Below are 20,115 nucleotides of genomic sequence, written 5' to 3'. Positions count from 1 at the left end.
AAAGTCTATATGAAAAAAAGCAAACTGAGTAAAGCTATTCACTCTGCATTAGCCATCTCATTGACAGGTATCATTGCATCAACAGCGATTGCAGAAGAAGTTGCTTCAGATGAATCACTTGATAAAGTTGAAAAGATTCAGATTACAGGTTCACGTATTGCCCGTTTTGAGTTGAGTCAACCAGCGCCCATTATTTCAATAACTGGTGAGGAAATTGAACAAGCGGGTATTCCAGACCTAGCTTCTGTACTTGCAGAATTACCTGCGATTGGTGCGACCGGAACAATTCGAGCCAACTCAAATAGTAACGGTTCTGCAGGTATGAGTACTGTAGATTTGAGAAGGCTTGGAGTAGATAGAACCCTTGTGCTCGTTAATGGTAAGAGACATGTTTCGGGTGAAGCCGGTTCTTCTACAGTTGACCTATCGACTATACCTTCCGCATTGATTAAAACAGTTGAAGTGACAACTGGTGGTGCGTCAGCAGTTTATGGCTCTGATGCGGTATCAGGTGTTGTTAACATTATCTTGAAGAAAGATTTTGAAGGTCTAGAGCTAAGCGCTAGTTACAGCGACTCAACAGAGGGCGTGGGCAGTAAAAATAGCGCATATAGCTTAGTTGGTGGTGTGAATTCAGAGGACGGCAAAGGGAATGTAACCTTTTTCGTAACAAAAGACACCATAGAAGAAGTTATGACAAAAGATATGCCAAACTTCAATCTTGGTGGTCATATGCCAAATCCTGAAAATACTGGTGAAGATGACGGGATCTTTGATGAGCTTTGGGTTCCAAACGTTGTGTCGGAGTATGTTAGCCCTAATGGTGTATTGAGAGGTGGCGGTATTAACTACACATTCTCGAATGACGGCATTGGTGAGTTCATGCCAACTCGAGGCTTATTCGCCAATAGTGCGTTTGCAAGCTTCCCTGATGGTTGTAAATATTGTTTCTCTCCTGAAGACTATGTGAACTATCTTCCTCAGCGTGACAAAGTTTCAACAGGGGCGTTGTTTAACTATGCCTTTAACGATAATGTAGAGCTTTATGGTGATTTCAAGTACGTTCGCTCTGATATCGCTCAACAATTCCAGCCAAGTTTTCGATTTGGCCAAAATAGAATCAAAGTGGCAGATAACCCTTACTTATCTGCTGCAGATAAGAAAGTATTTGCAGATCGTGGACTAGAAGAAGTTCAAATTAATAAATTTCTAGACGAAATTGGTAACCGTTCGGCTAAAAACAAACGAGAAACGTTTACGCTTATGTCTGGGTTACGTGGTGCCTTTACTCTGAGTGACACAATATTTGATTACGATGTGTATTACTCATACGGCCGCACTGAAAATGACCGAATTACTGAAAATGATTTAATTTTGGGGAATTGGGCGGCAGCAATCGATGCGGTGATCGATCCGAATACGGGTAAAGCAGACTGCCGTAGCAATGTTTCTGAAGCTCAGCCGGAAGGTTACCAGAGTCCTGAGACAGTAAATATTGGCGGATGTGTACCTTACAATCCATTTGGATTTGGCCAAGCCTCAGCTGAAGCTATGGATTGGATCACAGCCGATGTTACCAGAAGCGATGCTGTGAAACAGCGTTTCGTGGGAGGCTCTGCATCGTTCGATACCGCTGAGTTTTTTGAATTACAAGGTGGTGCAGTTGGATTTGCGTTTGGTTATGAGAAGCGTTGGGAGTCGTCAGAGACTATCACCGATGAATTAACTCGCTCAAATGTATTATCAAATTCTGCTACACCAAATGTATATGGCGAGTATGATGTATCAGAATGGTTCGTCGAGACACGCCTACCAATTTTGGCTGATGTATTTTTAGCACATGAACTTTCTGTTGATGCAGCGTTCAGAAGAGCTGATTACTCACATACCGGTGAAGCTGATGCTTGGAAAGTTGGTTTTATGTGGTCTCCATTAGAAGGCTATAGCTTACGTGGTACTTTCGGCGAAGCGGTTAGAGCACCAAACATTGCAGAGTCGTTCTCTCCAAGATCACCAGGTTTTGGTCGAGTTACCGATCCATGTGACGTCGATAATATTTCCGATAACCCAAACCGTGTCAAGAACTGTGCAGCATTAGGGATCCCGGCTAATTTCCAAGCTGAAGATAATGTATCAAAAGAGACGCTTACAGGCGGTAACCCAAATCTCAACCCAGAAGAAGCTGAGTCGTTAACTTTAGGCTTTGTATTCACGCCAATTGAGGGGCTGTCGGCGAGTATTGATTACTTTGATATTGAGATCACAGACGCAATCCAATCGCTAACAATACAAACCGTAGCGGATAACTGTGTAGATGGTCCTGATCTAGATACTGTCTTCTGCGGACAAGTAACTCGCGATCCGGCTACTATGTCAATTACGCGTGTTGAGTCTGGTTACTTAAATACAGCTAAACTAAAAGTTAAAGGTGTTGAAGCTGATATTCATTATAATACAGATCTGACATCTATTGGACTTCCTGGTGATCTGAAATTAAAGTGGTTTGTTAGTCATTTGATCGAAAGAAATACATTCCAATTCCAAAACCGCCCTGAGCTTGTAAAGCGCGAACATGGCGAGCTTGGTGATCCAGAATGGCAAAGCACGTTCAGAGCAACTTATGCTCAAGATAACTGGTCTGCAACATGGTATGCAAGATTTATTGATCGCTCAGCTTTGATTGATTTAGAAGATACACTGACTGAGTCTGGAGAAGAAAGAGGTGAGTCGAAAGAAGACCAGGAGCATTCTTATACTGGTAGCTTTATAACGCATGACATTTCTGCTAAGTATCGCTTCGACAAAGCTTCAGTAGAGGTTGGGTTTAGAAACGTATTCGACAAAATTCTACCAGATTACGTAGATGGCCGAGGTGCAAACTCTTCACTCTATGATCCTTGGGGTCGTAAAGTGTTTGTGAATTTGAAATATAATTTTTAATCTAAATACGAGAAAAGAGTACTCAAAGTAGTACTCTTTTTTTCATAAACTTTCACTTATACCAATTTGCTTAATTAAGTGATATTTGCCGATAATACCACTGATACATCCAACTACTCTCCAAGGTACCTACATCCATCTAGGGAAGCCAAAAGCTTTTCTATTTAGTTGTTCTAAATAAGCAGTTCTTAACGCAGTTAGCGTCAGATTCGCTCCTACAGATTGAGTAAGTATTAAGACAAATCGTTATTAAACTTGCTACTCTGGTGGTTTTGTTGCGAAGCGAATTTGAAGGAATACCTTTCGCTTTTCCTAAATTGTGATTTTGATTAGTACTATATGAAATTTACACGATTTTTTAGGTTTAGCTTAAGTTGCTTCTCGGAACTCAACACTAGAGTGCTCTATCACATAAACGATAAAGCACTGAGTTGTGGTTAGTTTAACCCTTTCTTTGAATAAAGGGTGACTTTGTCAGAAAGTAGCGTTACTTTAATATGCTTGTCTTCGCTTCCCCAAATACAATTGGTATGTAGTGTTTTCTCTTCACAGTTATCAGCAGAGCCAAGAATATTCTCAACTTCAGCTTTGTCCATGCCCACTTCTAGTTTGTTGTAGTTTTCTAAACTTACTTTAGAACAGCCGACTAGGGTAATTAGCGCAGCAGCAGTTAGTAATTTTTTCATAGGGTTGCCCGTCTAATGTTTGTATTTTCTTATTTGAAAGATGACCCCAAGTTTAGGGTGATCTAAGTAATGTATGTCGCCGCTATACACGCGCGTATATTGAGACATACGAGCAGTACGAATATCGTTACCGTCTTCGTACTTTAAATCTAAATCTGTGGTCACGTAAAGGTAATGTCTCACGTGAATTTTAATCAAGCCTTCAAGCTGCCAATGCACATGCTCTTTCGATTCTTCGATATTAAAACGCTTCGATAGTGACGAAAACTGATCGTCATTTTCTATTACACTATAACTGGATGGCGATGCGAACTGTTTGCCAGCAATAACCTCGATATTAGGAGCACGCTTATTACTTTGTTCTGGGAATCGCCAACCAGTGTGCAACAGTGGCTTGAGCCCTTTACGTTTTAGCTCTGCAATCTTGTTGGAAAAATTAAGCTGGGACTCATCCAACAAGTAGATAGAGTCCATGTGTTCTTGTGGCTCAACTTTTGGTGAAAGAGGCAAAGTGCCGAATTTTTCAACATAGTTTGCATCTGGATCGCAAGAGCTGGAGTGCGCGCCCGACGTTAATCCTCGAATAAAATCTTGCTCAGCAAACTGCTCACTGCCTTCCAAGCATAGTTTATAGCCGGTGGTATTAAAACCGTCGAATAATAGTGACTTGATGGTTTTTTTATTGAGCGGTTCAGGTTCAATACTAAAGTCTTCTCGCAAAGAGAAACTAGGCTCTTGCTCAAATGCTATCATTTCTACTTCAAACCAACGGGTGGCATGTGCAGACGCGCTACTTACCAAAGCCGCTAGGATGGCCAGACTTTTTATTGTTTTCATGCTACAGCCTTTTTCTCAAAGTCATCAATCATCGCATTAACCAGTTTTAATCTCTCTTGGCCATTTTTTTCTTCGATCAGGAACTTCAGTTTATTCGCGCCTTCCATTCTATAGGTTGACGGGCTACTTTGTATCAATCCTATGATGAATGTTGGGTTAACTTTTGTATGACTACTGAACTCAAAGAAGCCACCTTTGGGGTTTGCTTCGACCTTGTTAATGCCCAATTGAGTTGCCTTTAGCTTAACAGACTGCACCGCAAAAAGGTTTTTCGCCGCATCTGGAAGCAGTCCAAAACGGTCGATTAATTCGATTTGCAGCTCATCAAGTTCCGCCAGCGACTTAGTGCTTGCGATGCGTTTATACATGCTAAGACGAATATTTACATCATGAATGTAATCGTCCGGTAGCAGTGCTGGGAACTTAAGATCAACCTCACTTTGCTGCTGAAGTAGGTTATCGAGTGTTGGCTCTTTGCCATTTTTTAAGGCTTCAACTGCTTGTTCTAGCATTTCCATATACAGCGTGAAGCCAACGGTTTGAATTTGACCGCTTTGGTCATCTCCCAGTAGCTCACCCGCACCACGGATCTCTAAATCGTGGGTGGCAAGGGCAAAGCCAGCGCCTAAGTCTTCGAGTTGTTCTATGGCTTGTAAGCGCTTGACCGCGTCTTTAGTTAAGGCTTGGCTATTCTTCGTGAGCAGGTATGCGTATGCTTGGTGATGGCTTCGTCCTACACGGCCGCGAAGCTGATGTAATTGTGCCAATCCGAGTTTATCGGCCCTATCCATAATGATGGTATTAGCAGAGGGTATATCGATACCGGTTTCAATAATGGTTGTACATACAAGCACGTTATACTTTTGGTGATAGAATTCACCCATCAAGTGCTCAAGTTCTTTTTCACGCATTTGCCCGTGGGCAGTAGTAACGTTAGCTTCTGGCACGAGTGCCGAGATATCAGCGGTGACCTTATCTATCGTCTCGACGTTATTGTGGAGGAAGTAAACCTGTCCACCGCGCTTTATTTCACGCAGAATTGCTTCGCGAATAAGCTCGTCGTTGCGCTCTCGTACAAAAGTCTTTACCGCTAATCGTTTGGCTGGAGGTGTTGCAATAATAGAGAGATCACGCATACCACTCATCGCCATATTCAGCGTACGCGGGATTGGGGTTGCGGTCAGGGTAAGAATGTCGACATCTGCTCTTAGCTGCTTAATCTTTTCTTTTTGTCTCACACCGAAGCGGTGTTCTTCGTCGACAATCAGCAGACCTAAATCGGCGAACTTGATGTTTTCTTGAATAAGCTTATGGGTGCCTATCACAATATCAATTTTGCCTTCTTCAAGTTTTTGTAACGTCTCTTTTTGTTCTTTCGCTGAGTTAAAGCGCGAAAGCACACCGACTTCAACTGGCAGATCGGCAAAACGGTCTTTAAAGTTCTCAAAGTGTTGTTGGGCAAGTAGCGTAGTTGGCACTAAGACGGCCACTTGTTTGCTATCGTTGACGGCAACAAACGCAGCACGCATGGCCACTTCGGTTTTACCAAAGCCAACATCGCCACAAACAAGTCTGTCCATCGCTAGGCTTGATTGCATGTCCGCAAGTACGGCTGTAATTGCATTGCGTTGATCGTCTGTCTCTTCAAATGGGAAGCTATCGGAAAAGTCTCGATAGGCACTCGCATCTAGCTTAAATGCATAACCCGGTTTACTTTGACGTTTTGCGTATATGTCTAGGAGTTCAGCAGCAACATCTCTGACTTTTTCAGCCGCTTTGCGTTTTGCTTTTTCCCACGCGTCATTACCCAGTTTATGAAGTGGTGCAGAAGCTTCTTCACCTCCAGAGTAACGACTGAGCATATGGAGTGAAGAGACAGGCACATAAAGTTTAGCGTCATTGGCATAGATGATCGTCACAAACTCGGTAGCAATACCCGCTGCATCTATGGTTTCTAGCCCTAAATAGCGACCTACACCATGATCTAAATGAACAATAGGTTGACCTTCTTTTAACTCAGCGAGGTTTCGGATCAGCGCATCTTGCCCTTGCTCGTATTTATGTTTGCGGCGGCGTTTTTGGGAGATTTTAACACCTAACAGTTCTTGCTCGGTGATGATAGACAGCGATTTTTTATCCAGTAGTTTCACACTGGTAGCGAGTGGAGTGACGACCACACCAACATCTGAGTCGCTAGATACAAATTCTGCAATGCGCTTATAAGGCTTAAGCTTTAGCCCTGTTGGTTTTAATAAGGTAAGCAGTGACTCTCGTCGGCCCTCTGATTCAACACTGAATAACACGCGAGACTTTTGTTTTTTCTCAGCAGCGATGTAATCGAGGATTTTTTGATATGGATTAGCTTGTTTATGCTCAATGCGAACATCGTCGATTAATTCAGCTGCGACATTGCTATTGCCCCCTTTGGTCCCCAGCATCGCTTGACTAAGCTTTATTCGAGAGAAGCCGTTAAGGCCTTCAAACAAGGTCTCTATTGGCTGATATAGCTTGGCTGGTGAAAGTAGCGGACGAAGTGGGTCAACCCGGCGACTTTCGTAGCGTTTAGATACGTCTTGCCAAAAGGTTTGCGCCGCAGATTCAATGTCGCCAAAAGGCATAAATACGGTATCTTCAGGCAAATAGTCAAACACCGTCGCTAACGAATCGAAAAAGAGCGGCAAATAATACTCTATACCCGCAGGCCAGTTTCCTTTACTAACCTGCATATAGATGCTGTCTTTTTCACTACTTGCGCCAAACGCTTCACGGTAATTAATTCTAAATCGTTCAATGTCTTCTGCATTGGTTGGGAATTCGTGTGCCGGTAATAAATCGATAGCATCAATCTCATCGTTTGAGCGTTGGCTTTCGATATCAAAATGACGAATTGAGTCTAACTCATCGTCAAAGAAATCTAGTCTAAAGGGGAGTGGGCTACCCATGGGGTATAAATCGATAATGGAGCCTCGAACAGCAAACTCACCATGTTCCATTACCTGCTGAACATGACGATAACCCGCTTGAGTTAAGGTATCACGCAAGCTTTGTGCGTCTACTGTGTCACCTTTTTTTACCTGAAGACTCATGCCGTGGATAAAGCTAGGTGGTGCGGTACGTAGCATAAGGGTTGAAACAGGAATGATGAGTACGGATTGCTTTTCCTGTTTGAGTGTATTTAGCGTCGCAAGACGCTGAGAAATAATATCTTGATGTGGTGAAAAGTGATCATAGGGTAATGTTTCCCAGTCAGGAAACATCATGACTGGCGTATCTTTTAAAAGATACGCCAGTTCATGCTCAAGGCGAAGTGCAGAGGGGGTGTCGGGGGTGACGAGTACAACTAAGTTGTCATGTTGTTGGATGTGCTCACTCAAACACAGTGATAAGCTACTGCCAACCAAATTACCCCACGAAATTTTATCCTTGTTTGATTTTACCCAAGGTAAATTGTTCCATTGCACATTCGCCATTGATTACTCCTATTTATTAATCGCGATAAATTTTGCAAAGATCCTGATAGTGATCGATTCGTCTGTCTCTTAAATACGGCCAGATGCGACGAACGGATTCACTGCGTGCAAGATCAACATCAACAACTGAGATTTCCTCAGCTTCTTCAGATGCATGCAATAACATTTCACCTTGCGGACCGGTAACAAAAGAATTGCCCCAGAATTGAATACCTTCACTTTGACCCGAAGGATCTGATTCATGGCCAACACGGTTAACGCTAATCACAGGTACTCCGTTAGAAACTGCATGTGCACGCTGCGCAATTATCCAAGCATCTCGTTGACGGATTTGCTCTGCTTTGTCATCGCGAGGATCCCAGCCAATTGCCGTTGGGTAAATTAAAAACTCAGCGCCTGCCATCGCCATCAGACGCGCACCTTCTGGGAACCATTGATCCCAACACACCAGTACGCCTAATTTGCCAACAGAAGTCTGAATTGGAGTAAAGCCCATGTCGCCAGGGGTGAAGTAAAACTTTTCATAAAAACCTGGGTCATCGGGAATGTGCATTTTACGGTATTTGCCGGCAATCGTACCGTCAGACTCAAGTACAACAGCGGTGTTGTGATAAAGCCCTGTTGCACGCTTTTCAAATAACGACGCAACGATGACAACATTAAGCTCTTTTGCAAGTGCGCCTAGTGAGTCTGTGCTTGGGCCTGGAATGGTTTCCGCTAAGTCGAAGAGAGCGGTGTCTTCAGTCTGGCAAAAATACAAGCTGCGGTGCAATTCTTGTAGCACGATAAGCTTAGCACCCTGACTAGCGGCTTTTCGGATACCGTCACAGGTTTTCGCAAAGTTATTTACGAGATCTGTAGAGTTACTATGTTGAACAATACCAACTTTGATGTTTTTTTCAGTCATGGTACTTACCTTAAAAAACCTTTTGGTAACTGCATCGTAATACAGTGCAGGCTACCGAATTGATGGATGATTGGTAGGCAGTTAACGCTAATTACCGTTCTTTCTGGGTGGGCAAGAGAGACTTTGTCTAGCGCTTCTTGATCTTTGTCATCGCCATAGATAGGTACTAACACCGTTTTATTCAAGATCAGATAGTTTGCATAGGTGGCAGGTAATCTCTCACCCTCATTATCAAACTTAGCACTAGGCCAAGGTAAACTAATCAAACGGTATGGAGCGCCATTTGGGGTGCGGAATGTGCGTAGCTGCTGTTCCATTTTATTGAGGGCATCATAGTGCTCGTCTAATTTGTCATCGCACTTAACATATACCAAGGTGTTATCCGGTGCAAAACGCACTAAAGTGTCGATATGACTGTCAGTATCATCACCGGCTAAGTATCCATGATCTATCCACAAAAATGACTCAGCACCCAACTCTTTTTGCAACAATAGTTCTAATTCGGTTTTACTTAGATGTGGATTGCGATTTGGGTTCAACAGACACTCTGAAGTGGTCAATAAGACATTGGACTCGTTAATCTCAATACCGCCGCCTTCAAGTACCACGTTGACCTGTTCAAAGGTACAGTTTGGGTTGAGGACCTGTTTGGCAAGCTGCTGATTGATCTTATTGTCTAAATCCGCAGCAAACTTGTTACCCCAACCTGTAAAGGTGAAATCTTTGATACATAGATTTCCTGTACTTGTTTGCGTTGTAAGTGGACCGTGGTCACGGGCCCATGTGTCATTACAAGGCGTAACAACAAAGTGACACTTAGCTAAGCTAACCTCAGCTGTGCTGAGTAAGTTTTCGATATGCTGTTTTAGCGCTTCATTATGCGCCACGATAACGACTTCTTGAACTTGGGTAATATGTTGGCAAAGTGCAACGTACACAGGTTCAACGTCACTGAGAATGTCGCTCCAATCGGTATCAGAATGCGGCCAAGTAAGCATGATTGCGTCTTGTGGTGCCCATTCTGGGAGTAAAGTAAAACTCATTAAATCATCACCATATAATAATAAGCCTATAGTTTATCATTAACCTCAGGTGTGTCAGTAAGTTTTATGAAGATAATTGAGCATTTAAAGAAGGCACCTAATGCGTTAAATGCCTTATTGGTCTTTTTGCTGCTTTAGCTTAAGTTGTCTGGTCTGGGCGTGTAAGCTCGCCCGTACGAGCAACTCTTGATCCGCTTCTCTAATAGCGGTAAAGGCGAGAGTGAATTTACCATCTTGCTTGGCAATGACTTCTGAGTAGCAAAAGATAGCACTGGCTTCATTGCGCAAAAATATTTTAGTTCGCAATGATTGTCCGACCTCATAATCTGCTTCTAACGTTGCGGTCAGGCCGCCACCGCCGTAGCTGTCACAAAATAGATGACTGTCGTCAGATTCTTCAGTTGCGAGAATGTGGCTGATAATTAAATCAATCTTACGTGATTGCGCCTGCAAATAAGCTGCTAACTCATTGGCAATATCACCCAGATTACGAAGTGGTCGCAGGGCATTAAGATCTAACTCATTAATTTCGTTCGCGAGCTTAAATAGCGGCGGAATTGCAGCTTCTAATTGATATTCGTTCTCTGGAACCATATTGTCATCAACCGGATAGAGGTTGATCTGAACCTGTTCAGCTATCTGAAAATACTGTTCAAATAATTCCTGCAAATTCGCTTTCATGTTTTATCTCTTGGCATCGCGCCGCTTTACAACTGTCTCTATAGTAACGGTTTAGTTTACCGATAATCAAACCTTGAATTGCTCTAGTAGTTGTTCTTGGGTTGTTATCTTTTCTACTTGAGACTGCATGGTGGCATCAACGCTCTTAGCTTCGCTATACACCGACTCGGAAATACCACGAATTGATGAGCTACTACTATTCACGTTATTTACAATGTCATTTTGCTCATTCAGCATATCAGCAATACGAGAGTTCAAATCGACAATGTGGCGAATGGCGCTGCGCATATCTTCAAGCGCGGCTTTGGTTTGGTCTGCCTTTTCAACCGTTTTATCGACATAATGTTGGCTTTGCTTCATTACAGTGACCGCGCTTTCTGAACCCGACTGCAGTTGACTTATCATTCCACGGATTTCAGTTGTGGCTTCTTGTGTTCTTTGTGCAAGCGATCTTACTTCGTCTGCAACGACGGCAAAGCCGCGACCAGACTCACCAGCCCTTGCGGCTTCAATGGCTGCATTGAGCGCTAGGAGGTTGGTTTGCTCGGCGATACTGTTGATAACAGATAGTATTTGTTCAATAGCCGTAGACGAGCTTTCTAACTCAGTAACTACGGTCATTGCCGAACTGATTTGACTAGATAGCTCTTGAATTGTTTCCGTTGTTTCTGCAACGATTGTTTCTCCTTGGCGAGCAACTTGATCGGTGGTTTTAATTGCTTCAGCGGCTTCATGGGCAGATTGTGTTACTTGATGCTCAGTTGCAGACATGTGTGTTGTTGCTTCATCAAGGACTTTGATACTCGCTAATTGCTCTTGAATGGAAAGTTTGGCTTTATTTGCGACCTTAGATGTTTGTTGAGCATCGTTTAATACCTCATGGCCTAAACCTTGAATATTCGCTATCAAAGACTGTAAGCTGCTGGTAAAGGCATTAAAATTTTGTGCCAGTGCTGCAAATTCGGGTTCATGCTCGGTATTTAATCGTACGGTTAAGTCTGCATTACCGCGTGCGATAGCAGCCATGGCGGTGTTGATTTCATCAAGTGGCTTTAATAATAAACTAATCACAAAAGAAAGTAGCACAGTCGCGAGTGCCACAGAAATAAAGGCAAATATGACTGCATCTCTTTGCAGTCGTGAAAGTGCAGCAAAAACGGTGTCTTCATCCAGCATCACCCCTAAATACCAATCTAAGCCTTCGACCTCTTTAAACTGCACTAATTTGTCTTCGCCGTTAACTTCAACGTATTGGATATTTTCTGAGATACTTATGTCACCGAGAAATGCACGAGAAGACTTACCATTTAGTTTTACATCAGGGTGTGAGATAGTCGACCCGTCTTTACTCACCATAAAGGCAAAGCCTGCGCCTAGCAGGTTAAACGAGTTAATCATTTCGCCGAGTTTTGCCAAACTAACGTCGTAAAAAATTGCGCCGTTAAATTGGCCTTGTTTAAACACAGGTGTACCAATTGATACCACGATTTCGTTACTTACAGCATCAGCGTAAGGTGCTGTGATAATGAGCTTTCGTGCAGTTTTTGCGTCGGTATACCAAGGCCGCTTTCTCGGATCCCAGTTTGCACCTGGGTTCCATTTTGGATCGCTAGCGACATACTTTCCTGTTTGCTCTTCGCCATAACCTATTAGTAGGAAAGAGGTTGTGAGCTGTGGCTGAGAGAGAATAGGGAAGGCAGCGTCTAAGGTATCAGTGGAAGCTACGAGGTTGGTAGCAAGAGCGGCGAGATCGGTTGCTCCTTTCATTTGCGCAGTGACAGTATTACCAATTCCCTGAATTATTTCATTCACACTTTGTTCGGCTTGCGCTTTGATTGCTGATTGCACCGAAATATATTGAATAACAGATAAGATCAGTAATGCTGCAAGCAGCACAAGCGCAGAGACGGATACGACTTTGTGTTTAAACTTCACGGCCACACTCCAATAAGTTTGATACATTAAACTTATGACATTTAATAAGAAAATGCCAAACCTTCTGCACTGCATTTGAAGCTATTTCAAATTATTGCGTTTATATTAATTATTTATTCATGGCGCAATTCCTATTCTTTAAGACTTAGAAGAGGAGAAAACATCATGTACAAACCAGTTTTAACAGCGATTGCCTCGGCAATGATACTCGCTGCATGCGGTGGCGGTTCAGGTTCTGACTCAAACGACAACAACACCTCACAACCAACTCAAAAAACTACCGTAAGTGTTGGTGTTTCAGATGCTGCTGTGAATAATCTTGCAGAGGTCAACCTTGTTATTCAACGGCTGACATTTAGAGCATCTGGAAAAGAAGATGTGACATTTGATACCTTGGATGCGCAGGGTAATCCAATGAAGATCAATCTGCTTGAGTATACGGGTGATGATATCTATTTGGTTGTAAATGACCAAGAGATCGATGCCGGTGATTATGAGTGGATCAGAGCCGATGTTGTAAACGGTGGTGCGGGGTCTAATTTTGATTTAACCTCTAGCGTGCGTTTTTTAGATGGTAGTCAAGCACCATTAGCCGTAACCCGTAAAGGTAACGATGGTGTAGGTGAAATCCAACTCAATAATTTCTCGCTAAATGAAGGTGAGAATCAAATCGTATTGGAGTTTGACTTGAATAAGGCGCTGTTGAAGCGCACAAATGATGACACCGTTTATCTAAAACCAACAGCTGTCCGTTTGGAAAATCTGTTAACCAGTTTCGAGATTGAGGGTATGGTTAGCGAGTCTGTGAAAAATGCATGTATAGCAGATAACGCAGACCTAGCCCCTCTTGTCGGAGAGTACAAACATGTTGTTTATCTTTATAAAACGGATGTTGCAGTGCCAAGCGACATCAGTGATGAAGATTCAGCGCCAGTAGCAACCGCAAACTTAGATGCTGAGAGTGAATATGAGATAGCATTTATTGGTTCTGGAGACTACAAACTAGGGTATTCGTGCTTAGGTCATTTAGATGATGCCGAAACGATAGATGCAGATTTTAGTTTGTATCAAACAAAAGACGTTACGTTGACGCAAGATACCGAAGTGAATTTTGAGACAAACTAACAGCAAACAAAAAGGGCTTCAAGTGAAGCCCTTTTTACTACTTAAAATTCAAAATTAAGCATTTTCTAGTGCAGCGCGTGGGTCAACATATTCCATGTTGAAGCCTTCTGCCACTTCTTTACACGTTACTTGACCTTTCAGAACGTTTAGGCCGTCCATAAAGTGTTTGTCATTAAGTAGCGCTTGTTTGTAGCCTAAGTTTGCAAGCTTGATGATGTACGGAAGCGTTGCATTGTTAAGTGCAAACGTTGAAGTACGAGGTACAGCACCAGGCATGTTAGCTACACAGTAGTGAACTACGTCATCAACAATGTATGTTGGATCTGCGTGTGTAGTCGCTTTAGAAGTAGCAATACAGCCGCCTTGGTCGATTGCAACGTCAACAATAGCAGCACCTGGCTTCATCGCTTTGATGTGCTCTGCAGTTACAAGCTTAGGAGCCGCTGCACCTGGAATTAGTACGCCACCGATCACAAGATCTGCTTCTAGTACGTGTTTTTCAAGTGCATCAGCAGTTGAGTAGATAACTTTAGCTTGGCTACCAAACTGTGCATTTAAAGAACGTAGAACATCGATGTTACGGTCAAGAATAGTAACGTCTGCGCCTAGACCTACAGCCATTTGCGCTGCGTTACGACCAACCATACCACCGCCGATCACAACGACTTTAGCTGGTTCAACGCCCGGTACGCCACCTAGCAGCATACCACGGCCTTCACGCGACTTTTCAAGCGCTTGCGCACCAGCTTGAATTGACATACGACCAGCAACTTCTGACATTGGCGCTAGCAATGGAAGACCACCACGCGTATCAGTTACCGTTTCGTATGCAATACAGATAGCACCGCTCTTGATTAGATCTTCTGTTTGTGGAAGGTCTGGTGCTAGGTGAAGGTAAGTAAATAGGATTTGGTCTTCACGTAACATGGCGCGCTCAACAGCTTGAGGCTCTTTTACTTTAACAATCATATCAGCAGTAGCAAAAACGTCTGCTGCAGTGTCTAAAACTTTAGCACCAACTTGAACATAATCTTCGTCAGTAAAACCAATGCCGATACCAGCATTTGTTTCAACAACGACTTCGTGACCGTGATTGATTAGTTCACGAACGCTCGCAGGAACCATACCTACGCGGTATTCGTGGTTTTTTATCTCTTTAGGTACACCAATAATCATAATATTCGCCTCAAAATAAGAACGGGGTAAAATTTTTGACTATTATATTTACCTATAGCCAGTGTGTCTCACTGTTTTAATATTTTAATGTAGTGATATACTCTGAATTAATGAGTCATTCAGGATAAAAAACTACACTATGTATCAACAACTAGACAGAATCGACAGAAAGATTTTAGTAGAACTTCAGAAAGATGGCAGAATTTCAAACGTAGAATTAGCCAAACGCATAGGATTGAGCGCTACGCCTTGCTTGGAGCGCGTTAAAAAGCTGGAACGGGAAGGATTTATTCGGGGTTATAAAGCCGTAGTCGATCCTGCTAAGCTTGGACAGGGACTTTTAGTGTTTGTTGAAGTTACAGTGAATAAAAACTCGCCTGATGTATTCGATAGATTTAATCAAGCAGTAAAGCAGCATGACGAAATTATTGAATGTCATCTTGTGTCCGGTAGTTTCGACTATCTATTGAAAACACGAGTGACTGACATGTCAGAATATCGAGGAGTATTAGGAGAAATTTTACTTAAACTGCCAAGTATCAGTGAAAGTCGCACTTTTGTGGTCATGGAAGAAGTAAAAGGAGAAGAAGGAGAAGTAATAAAACCTTGTGCACCTTGAGGTATTTCTTGGTAAGGTGTAAGTATATACAGCAATACTAACGCAAATCACTAATTTGCTGACGTTTTGGGCTTACATAGTCCAGAAAAGAAACAGAAAAAAGGTTTAATTACAATGCGCTTAAATGGTGTGCAACGCCTCTTAGAGACAGGTTTGATTGTAAGCACGGCTGCAGCAATATTTATGTTGTGTGCGTTGATAAGTTTCGACCCAGCAGACCCTGCTTGGACTCAATCCGGTGAGTACGTAAAAGTAAACAATATAACGGGTGCTGCCGGAGCTTGGCTGGCAGACATTATGCTGCTGAGTTTCGGGTGGCTGGCGTTTTTGATCCCAGCGGCGCTGCAGTTTCTTGGTTATCTGCTATTTAAAAAGCCGCATAAGCTACTGCAACTCGATTACACCACGCTAGGTTTACGCCTTATTGGCGCAACATTGTTTATCACCTCAGCGAGTGCAATCAGCAGTATCAACTTTGATGATATCTATAATTTCTCATCTGGTGGGGTAGTAGGGGATGTGGTTGCAGGGGCCATGATGCCCGCCTTTAACTTTACCGGTACTTCTATACTGTTACTATGCTTTTTCTTTGCAGGAATGACGCTACTTACCGGTGTGTCTTGGGTTGAATTTGTTGATTATTTGGGTGAAAAGGTACTCGCCGGCTTTAGATGGTTACGCGATAGACTGACAGCAGAGCGCAATATAGAGCAAACGCAGTCAGTTTCACAGAAACCTGAGGTCGCTGGCACCAAAGCGGATAGAGTAGACAGTGAGACACCAATAATAGCTACCGAGAAAAAAAATGATTATGAGCAGGCTCTCCAGCAGCAAACCGATACTGAAACTGATATTGACTTCGATGCTGAAGAAGAACCTAGTGGACTTGGTAAATTAAAAGATAAATTGTTCCGCAAAACGAACACTGAATCTACACCTCAAACTTCGTCTGCACAGCACACTGATCTACAAGAGAAGAAAGAACCGTCGGTGTTCGATGAGCTAGATGATATCCTTGAGCAAGAAATCAACTTTTCAGCGATAGAGGATGAGCCACTGGATACTGTCGCGGCATTAAATGCCTTGGATGAAGCACCTGTGCACGAAACCAAAGTGGTTTCTCCTGCAAGGCCACTTAAGCCTAAAGCACCTGAAAAGGCGGCCAATGGTTATCAGCCTCCACCAAGCGCAAAAGAGCAATTTGAAGCGCTTCTAGAGGCTCAGCCACCTGCAGAACCATTGCCTTCATTAGATTTGTTGGATAGGCCGGACAAGGCTAAGAATCCAATTTCGCAAGAAGAGTTAGATCAGGTTTCGCGGTTAGTTGAAACTAAACTATTAGACTTCAATGTCCAAGCACAGGTAGTTGGTGTGTATCCAGGCCCTGTCGTTACGCGCTTTGAGTTAGATCTCGCGCCGGGCATTAAAGTTGCTAAGATCACCGGTCTGGCAAAAGACTTAGCGCGTTCATTATCTGCAGTCTCAGTGCGCGTAGTTGAGGTTATCCCAGGCAAGACGTATGTGGGTTTAGAGTTGCCTAACAAACACCGCGAAATCGTACGTTTGTCCGAAGTGATAGATGCCCCTAAGTTTGAACAAAATCCATCTCCTTTGACTATGGTGCTTGGTAAAGATATCGCAGGCCAGCCGGTTGTTGCTGATTTAGCCAAAATGCCGCACCTGCTGGTGGCCGGTACAACCGGCTCTGGTAAGTCAGTGGGCGTTAATGTCATGATCCTTAGCTTGTTATATAAGTCGCCGCCAGAAGATGTGCGAATGATCATGATAGACCCGAAAATGCTTGAGCTTTCAGTCTACGAAGGTATCCCACATTTATTATGTGAAGTGGTTACTGATATGAAAGAGGCTGCAAACGCGCTACGCTGGTGTGTGGGGGAAATGGAACGCCGTTACAAGCTGATGTCGGCACTCGGTGTCCGTAACCTTAAAGGTTACAATCAAAAGATTAAAGACGCCAAAGAAGCGGGTCATCCAATCTTAGATCCACTCTTTAAAGATACAGACGGTATGGCGGATGAACCACAAGAGCTAGATAAATTACCGAGTATCGTGGTCGTTATAGACGAATTTGCCGACATGATGATGATTGTTGGTAAAAAAGTAGAAGAGTTAATAGCACGTATTGCACAAAAAGCGCGAGCGGCCGGCATACATTTAGTGCTGGCAACACAGCGTCCATCAGTGGATGTCATTACGGGTTTGATCAAAGCGAATATACCAACGCGAATGGCGTTCCAAGTATCAAGTAAGATTGATTCACGTACAATCTTAGACCAGCAAGGTGCAGAAAACCTGTTGGGTATGGGTGACATGCTCTATCTGCCGCCAGGAACGAGTGTTCCGGTTCGTGTGCATGGCGCGTTTGTTGACGATCATGAAGTACATGCGGTAGTGAGTGACTGGAAAGCAAGAGGCAAACCAAACTACGTAGAAGAAATTCTATGCGGTGAAGCAACCGAGGATATTTTACTACCAGGCGAAGCACCGGAAGGTGGGGATGAAGAGTCTGACCCACTTTATGATGAAGCCGTTGGGTTTGTTATTGAAACAGGCAAAGTGTCTGTTTCGAGTGTACAACGTAAGTTAAGAGTTGGTTATAACCGTGCCGCTCGATTAGTTGAGCAAATGGAAATGTCGGGAGTGGTAAGTGCTCCTGGTCATAATGGTGCACGAGATGTATTGGTAAAAGGTGGAGCCAATTAATGAAAAAATTTAAGCAAATTGCGTTGCTAACGGTATTATCAAACCTCCTTATTCGGCCTGTGTGGGCTGATGAGGCAGCGATGCAAAGTCTAAAAGGAAGACTGGCTGAATTAACCAGTTTTCAAGGTAAGTTTGAGCAAATCGTTAAAGATCAAGAAGGCAATGAGTTGCAAACCGGCGAAGGGGCGATAACCTTAGCGCAACCACTAAAAATCCGTTGGCAACAAGAGATGCCGGATGACACTTTATTTGTATCAAGCGGAGCAACAACCTATTACTACGATACGTTTGCTGAGCAAGTGACCATCCTAGATACGACTAAACTTATTGATACTACGCCATTTGTGCTACTTACGACACAAGAGGACAGTCAATGGCTGAAGTACAACGTAGCACTTAACGGTCAAGAATATCTAATCACGCCAAAAAACAAAGTAGACTCGCAGGTTGAGCAATTAACACTGCGTTTTGATGACAAAAACGATGGTTTAGCACTATTGAAAGTGAACGATATTTCAGGTCAAGTCTCTACGTTTAGCTTTAAGGAAAGCAAAGTCAATGCGCCAATAAAAGAGAGTTTGTTTGAGTTTACAATTCCACAAGGAGTGGTCGTAGACGACCAAAGAGGCAGTGACTAGTTTAGGGTTTGATTTTACACCAGATGTACGACCGTTGGCCGCAAGAATGCGGCCAACCTCGTTAGAGCATTATGTTGGGCAGAGTCATATTTTGTCCAAAGGCTCTGTACTTTATCGTGCGATTGAATCTGGACGCTGTCATAGCCTGATCCTTTGGGGGCCACCCGGAGTGGGTAAAACCACCCTTGCTGAGATCATTGCCAACTATGCGGATGCAGAGCTTATCAAGCTTTCCGCTGTCAGTGCAGGAATTAAAGAGGTTCGTGAAGCGGTCGTCGATGCTAAAAACCGATTAGCTCAATTTGGTAGACGTACGCTGTTATTTGTTGATGAAGTACATCGCTTTAACAAATCCCAGCAAGACGGATTTTTACCTCACATTGAAGATGGCACCTTTATTTTTATTGGCGCGACCACTGAAAACCCTTCTTTTGCACTGAATAACGCGATCTTGTCCCGCGCGCGTGTTTATACCTTACAATCGCTTGTAGAGGACGAACTAGGTCAAGTACTTAAAGACGCGTTGTCACGAGATGAACAGCTGTCGAAATTAGCCATCACCATTGATGACAGCGCACTTAAACTCATTGCCAAAGCCGCTTCGGGAGATGCGAGAAAGGCGCTTAATCTACTGGAGCAGGCGGTTGACTTAAGTTTTGAGCCAAATTCAAACACTCATTTGGTGAATGAACTTGTACTAAAACAAGTGTTGCCCAGCCAATTATCAAGTTATGATAATAAGGGCGACTTATATTATGACCTAATCTCAGCGTTTCATAAGTCAGTTCGCGGCAGCGCACCAGATGCAGCGCTCTATTGGTATTGCAAGATATTAGCAGGCGGAGGCGATCCGCTCTATGTTGCAAGGCGATTGCTTGCGATCGCCACGGAAGATATCGGCAATGCAGACCCAAGAGCGATGCAAGTTGCGTTAAATGCTTGGGATATATTTCATCGTGTTGGGCCAAGCGAAGGAGAGCGTGCGATAGCACAGGCAACGCTTTATCTCGCGAGTGCGCCAAAAAGTAATGCGGTCTACATGGCGTTCAATCAAGCTAAACGCGATGCCGCAAGTGATCCGAATTACCCCGTACCTGAACATCTCAGAAATGCACCGACAAAACTAATGAAAGAGCTCGGTTTTGGCGAAGAATACCGTTATGCACATAATGAACCTGGCGCCTTTGCCGCCGGAGAAAATTACTTTCCAGAAGCCATTCAAGAGCGACAATACTATCATCCGACAGATCGGGGACTTGAGAAACAAATAGCCGACAAGCTCAACTATCTACAGACGCAAAATGCGCAAAGTAGCACCAAGAGGTACAAGTAGC

The 20,115-nt window shown here is 43.4% G+C and carries 14 protein-coding genes; 6 read left to right on the top strand and 8 right to left on the bottom strand.

Features of this window, described 5'->3' with window-relative positions:
- The first annotated feature begins 9 nt into the window (after positions 1–9).
- On the top strand, positions 10–2,940 hold the full coding sequence (locus L1271_RS07070) for a TonB-dependent receptor domain-containing protein (protein WP_235367445.1): 2,931 nt from the start codon (positions 10–12) through the stop codon (positions 2,938–2,940).
- A gap of 437 nt (positions 2,941–3,377) precedes the next feature.
- On the opposite strand, the gene L1271_RS07065 is transcribed toward L1271_RS07070, so the two are convergent.
- From L1271_RS07065 to L1271_RS07035, 7 genes are all read right to left on the bottom strand, one after another.
- On the bottom strand, positions 3,378–3,626 hold the full coding sequence (locus tag L1271_RS07065) for a DUF3862 domain-containing protein (protein WP_235367444.1): 249 nt from the start codon (positions 3,624–3,626) through the stop codon (positions 3,378–3,380).
- 12 nt (positions 3,627–3,638) lie between these two features.
- Positions 3,639–4,463 carry a CsiV family protein gene (locus tag L1271_RS07060; RefSeq protein WP_102056779.1) on the bottom strand — a complete coding sequence of 275 codons (825 nt, stop codon included), beginning with the start codon at positions 4,461–4,463 and terminating at the stop codon, positions 3,639–3,641.
- Positions 4,460–7,933: a transcription-repair coupling factor gene (gene mfd, locus L1271_RS07055; RefSeq protein WP_235367443.1), complete on the bottom strand. Its 3,474-nt coding sequence runs from the start codon at positions 7,931–7,933 to the stop codon at positions 4,460–4,462. Before mfd ends, L1271_RS07060 begins: the two co-directional genes overlap by 4 nt.
- Before the next feature lie 16 nt (positions 7,934–7,949).
- Complete coding sequence (locus tag L1271_RS07050; protein ID WP_010604726.1) at positions 7,950–8,840, bottom strand: carbon-nitrogen hydrolase; 891 nt, start codon at positions 8,838–8,840, stop codon at positions 7,950–7,952.
- A gap of 5 nt (positions 8,841–8,845) precedes the next feature.
- Positions 8,846–9,883 carry an agmatine deiminase family protein gene (locus L1271_RS07045; RefSeq protein ID WP_235367442.1) on the bottom strand — a complete coding sequence of 346 codons (1,038 nt, stop codon included), beginning with the start codon at positions 9,881–9,883 and terminating at the stop codon, positions 8,846–8,848.
- A 114-nt stretch (positions 9,884–9,997) separates the two neighbouring features.
- A complete protein-coding gene (locus tag L1271_RS07040) occupies positions 9,998–10,564 on the bottom strand; it encodes a PilZ domain-containing protein (RefSeq protein ID WP_235367441.1) in 567 nt (188 codons plus the stop codon).
- A gap of 66 nt (positions 10,565–10,630) precedes the next feature.
- Positions 10,631–12,499 carry a methyl-accepting chemotaxis protein gene (locus L1271_RS07035; RefSeq protein ID WP_235367440.1) on the bottom strand — a complete coding sequence of 623 codons (1,869 nt, stop codon included), beginning with the start codon at positions 12,497–12,499 and terminating at the stop codon, positions 10,631–10,633.
- A 165-nt stretch (positions 12,500–12,664) separates the two neighbouring features.
- Between L1271_RS07035 and L1271_RS07030 the strand changes: the two genes are divergently transcribed.
- Positions 12,665–13,624, top strand: a complete 960-nt coding sequence (locus L1271_RS07030; RefSeq protein WP_206472913.1) for a DUF4382 domain-containing protein — start codon at positions 12,665–12,667, stop codon at positions 13,622–13,624.
- A gap of 54 nt (positions 13,625–13,678) precedes the next feature.
- On the opposite strand, the gene ald is transcribed toward L1271_RS07030, so the two are convergent.
- A complete protein-coding gene (gene ald, locus L1271_RS07025; RefSeq protein WP_102056785.1) occupies positions 13,679–14,800 on the bottom strand; it encodes an alanine dehydrogenase in 1,122 nt (373 codons plus the stop codon).
- A gap of 139 nt (positions 14,801–14,939) precedes the next feature.
- Between ald and lrp the strand changes: the two genes are divergently transcribed.
- The 4 genes from lrp to L1271_RS07005 all read left to right on the top strand — a co-directional run bounded on the left by lrp (position 14,940) and on the right by L1271_RS07005 (position 20,114).
- Positions 14,940–15,419 carry a leucine-responsive transcriptional regulator Lrp gene (gene lrp, locus L1271_RS07020; RefSeq protein ID WP_095726862.1) on the top strand — a complete coding sequence of 160 codons (480 nt, stop codon included), beginning with the start codon at positions 14,940–14,942 and terminating at the stop codon, positions 15,417–15,419.
- A 114-nt stretch (positions 15,420–15,533) separates the two neighbouring features.
- Entirely contained in the window at positions 15,534–18,143 is a 2,610-nt protein-coding gene (locus L1271_RS07015) for a DNA translocase FtsK (protein WP_235367439.1), read from the top strand.
- Entirely contained in the window at positions 18,143–18,781 is a 639-nt protein-coding gene (gene lolA, locus L1271_RS07010; RefSeq protein ID WP_235367438.1) for an outer membrane lipoprotein chaperone LolA, read from the top strand. Before L1271_RS07015 ends, lolA begins: the two co-directional genes overlap by 1 nt.
- Positions 18,774–20,114: a replication-associated recombination protein A gene (locus tag L1271_RS07005; protein ID WP_235367437.1), complete on the top strand. Its 1,341-nt coding sequence runs from the start codon at positions 18,774–18,776 to the stop codon at positions 20,112–20,114. The genes lolA and L1271_RS07005 overlap by 8 nt, the downstream gene beginning before the upstream one ends.
- The last annotated feature ends 1 nt before the right edge of the window (position 20,115 follow it).

Origin of the sequence: Pseudoalteromonas sp. OF5H-5 (assembly GCF_021530695.1) — a bacterium.
Taxonomy (GTDB): domain Bacteria; phylum Pseudomonadota; class Gammaproteobacteria; order Enterobacterales; family Alteromonadaceae; genus Pseudoalteromonas.
This window is presented reverse-complemented; position numbering and strand designations above follow the sequence as displayed.